2 protein-coding genes are annotated in these 3,765 nt (G+C 37.9%); one reads left to right on the top strand and one right to left on the bottom strand.

Annotation, left to right across the window (positions count from 1 at the left end):
• Positions 1 to 59 precede the first annotated feature (59 nt).
• The gene (locus tag AFK68_RS06475; RefSeq protein ID WP_094672063.1) at positions 60 to 728 is read right to left on the bottom strand and encodes a cupin domain-containing protein; all 669 of its coding nucleotides are present in this window, start codon (positions 726 to 728) and stop codon (positions 60 to 62) included.
• A gap of 2,096 nt (positions 729 to 2,824) precedes the next feature.
• Here AFK68_RS06475 and AFK68_RS44405 point away from each other — a divergent pair.
• Positions 2,825 to 3,039, top strand: a 215-nt coding sequence (locus tag AFK68_RS44405) for a helix-turn-helix domain-containing protein (protein WP_371357261.1), incomplete at its 3' end; no start/stop codon positions are given.
• Positions 3,040 to 3,765 lie beyond the last annotated feature (726 nt).

Here is a 3,765-nt window from a genome sequence, read left to right on the forward strand (position 1 = left end):
CCCCTACTCCCCTACTCCCCCGCTCCCCTACTCCCGAAAAAAGACTTTCTCAGCAAACCTTAATTAGGCAGCTTTTCTTGCAAATGACCTGTTTTGACATAGATAACACAACCCTCTTGACTAAAAGGCGTATGAACGCTGCCATGAGGATTACGAATCCAAGTTCCTTGAGGATATGTCCCCAATTCATCTTCAAAAACTCCATTCAGGACATAAATTTCTTCTCCCCCGAAATGACTGTGGCGTTGAAACACCGTTCCTGGTTTCCACTTAACTAGAGCCACATTTTCCGTCCCATGACTGTGTAATGGCATAACTTGTAACCCATCTACTAATCCTGGTAGCCAAGGATGATCCGAGGTCTGAATTACTACCCGTTTTTGGTCTGTTGAAGACATTTGCCAGAGTTTGACAAAAATGATGCACCCTTCTCGACTAGAGGGTGTATGGGTTGAACCCACAGGATTTCGCACATAGGTTCCCGCTGGATAATCCCCATTTTCATCGGAAAAAGTGCCTTCTAGAACAAAAAATTCTTCCCCACCTCCATGAGTATGATTAGAAAATGTACTTCCAGGGGCATAGCTCACTAAAGAAGTCGCTCTGGCCACTTCTTCCCCATTCCTTTCCAACATCCGACGTTGGATATTGGGGATAGGAGAATCTACCCAAGGTAAATTTTGACTGTCAATAATAGCTCGTTGAGTTAAATCTGCGTGAATCTTCATAACTCTAATACATTCCTTTTTTATCTACTAATAATATCAAGTCCGGTAGCATCGGTGTAATTAGATAATAGAGTGTGGGGGGATGGGGAAATATAGAAAGATTTGGCATTATGTCAAGATGGAACATTTTTTTATACCGAATTAACCGGATTTAATATAATACCAATTTTCAAAAGTATTGCTATACTTGGGCTATACTTCAGTTATTAACTAATCGGTACAATCATAATCATTTTTTAGCTAATTTTGGCTAGTTTAATGTTAATTATTCTTATTTTTGCTTCTCTGTACGGACGTTGCTTGAGCATTAATGCGTTTCATGTCGCGCAGCGTTTAATGTCAGCTCTTAGCTGAAAACGTCCCTACCTACTCCCCTACTCAACATACAGGTAGAAAAGTTTTTGATAAATGGTATAACACCATATCAACCAGTTAAGTTAAGAGTAAGCAGAGGAGTGTTTCTAACTACCTCCACATATCTTTGACTACATCTATAGAGTCACAAAAATATCTAATAAATCATCCCAGAACTTCACAGACAACTGATAACCAGCAAGAATTTGTTCTGCAGATTCTTCACTTTCTCCTACTGCCCCATCTATGGCATTGCGCATTCTTAAAGCATGAGAATGATCGATTTCTCCAGTGTGAATATCCCAAAATTCTAAGTTTAATTGAGGTAATATATCTTCTAAATCTTTACGAGCTTGAACTTGTGCCCAAATTTCTTCTAAAATCGGACCACAAATACATTCAGTACCCATACCTGCCATACCAATAGCAANGTTTAATTGAGGTAATATATCTTCTAAATCTTTACGAGCTTGAACTTGTGCCCAAATTTCTTCTAAAATCGGACCACAAATACATTCAGTACCCATACCTGCCATACCAATAGCAACGTGAGCAGGATGACTTTTTAAATCTGCATCATACTTGGCAATTAAAGCATCAACTTGTGGATTAATTTTATTGGTGAGCATGGTTCCACCAAAAGCTTCATTTAATCCAAATAAGAATAATTTCAGTAAATTATAGTGAGAATCTTCTGGATTTCCATCACCAGCTTCTTCAAAATGAATCTCATCCAGTAATACCTTTAATTTACCTGGTTTAACAACATTACAAACATAATTTAAACTTTGAACGTGAATTCTAGTTACATAAGAATATTGTTCTAAAACTTTAACTAATTCTGGAATAGAAATATTTCGTAATGACTGAAGTCTGATATCTTCTGCGGGGTTGCCAGAGAATTTGCTAGTGTCAATAGCTTGCCAAAAATTTTCTTTAATAGAAGGGAAAATTGTTAAAACCATTTGTCTTGCTCCTTGTTTAATTGATTGATTTATCTTGATAACAATCATGCCAACCTCAACTGAAAAATTACAGATGGTAGATTGTGATCTTGATAAGAGTTAGCTGAGAAAATAGTGAGGGACAATAGACGCAAGGATGATTTTAATGTCTGTAAAAAAAAGGTAGCTTTAACGTGATTAGTACCCTTTTGTTGAAGTAGCTACTGGAAACAGGTATTTTTATTGACTACTTTACGTCTTTTTGTGGGTGGAATGGTGTAGAAACTAACCTCGGTTTTCCTTGGAGGAGTCAGGAGTCAGGTGGGAAAAAACAAGAAAGAAGAAAGAAGGAAAAAGAAGAAGAAGAGGAGAAGAAGGAGAAAGTTGTTTTATCACTAATTATCCGGACATGATATAAGTCAGGAGTCAGGAGTCAGGAGTCAGGAGAAAAGAGAATTTAGAAACATTTGCTCTTTAGGTTAAAATAAAAATTTTTTTTATGCCGAATTAGACGGATTTGATATGACACAAACCTTCTATTTCCCCCATATTGGAGAGCATAAACATTTCCAAAAAAGAATGTAGAGACCTTCCATAGAAGATCTCTACAAGAATATTTTATTTATAGTGTTTTATCTCACTCATATGACTTTAGCTGTATCTCAGCTTTTTTAACTCCCCCGGCGGGAAGTTCCGCGCTCTCCCGTAGGGGAGCGTCGCATGGGAAAGCCGGGCTTTATGCTTGTGGTTTGTCCTTGATTTTGATATAATAGCTAGGGTATAAGGGTTGGTACTACAATGCTACTGAAATACAAGTACAAGCTAAAGCCCCATAAAAGTCAATCGGTTATTATATCCAATTGGTTAGAAATAGCCAGGAAGCAATATAATTATCGTTTAGCTGAAAGGTTAAACTGGTTTGAAGCAACGCGCACACCAGTCAATGCTTGTCCACTTAATGTTTCAGTAGTACCTGTAGAGGGCATATATCAGAATATCCCTGAATTTAGGATNAGCCAGGAAGCAATATAATTATCGTTTAGCTGAAAGGTTAAACTGGTTTGAAGCAACGCGCACACCAGTCAATGCTTGTCCACTTAATGTTTCAGTAGTACCTGTAGAGGGCATATATCAGAATATCCCTGAATTTAGGATACAAACACGAGATGGCAGAAAAAAGGACAGTAATGGTAATCCGATAACAAGGAAAGGGGATAAGCATCCGAATATAATCAACGGATATGTTGTCTGGGAAACTGTTCAACTAGCAGACTTGGCACAGACTAAAAAACTATTCCCTGAGTATAAGTCTATGCACTCCCAGGTATTGCAAGATGTGATCCAGCGCGTACAAACTACGATGGATAACTTTACCTTACCTGATAAAAAAGGTAAAACCAGTGGTAGACCTAAATTCAAGGGAAAGCATTACTATAATTCTTTTAGTTATCCCCAGTTATCAAACACCAATATTGTCAAAAATGCTAATGGTCGGTGTTGTGTCAATTTACCAAAGATTGGCTTAGTCCCTTTAGTATTCAATCGCCCAATACCAGACAGATTCAAGGTTAAGACAGGTACAGTCATCCGTGAAGCAGACGGATGGTATATTAGCTTCACCATAGAAGATAAAAGTGTACCTGTAGAGGTTGCAGAAATTCAACCCACCGAACAAAACTCAAAGGGTATAGATTTAGGATTGTTGCACTATGCTGTTACATCCGATGGGGAGTTTGTAG

It is taken from the genome of Hydrocoleum sp. CS-953, assembly GCF_002260545.1.
GTDB lineage: Bacteria > Cyanobacteriota > Cyanobacteriia > Cyanobacteriales > Microcoleaceae > Trichodesmium.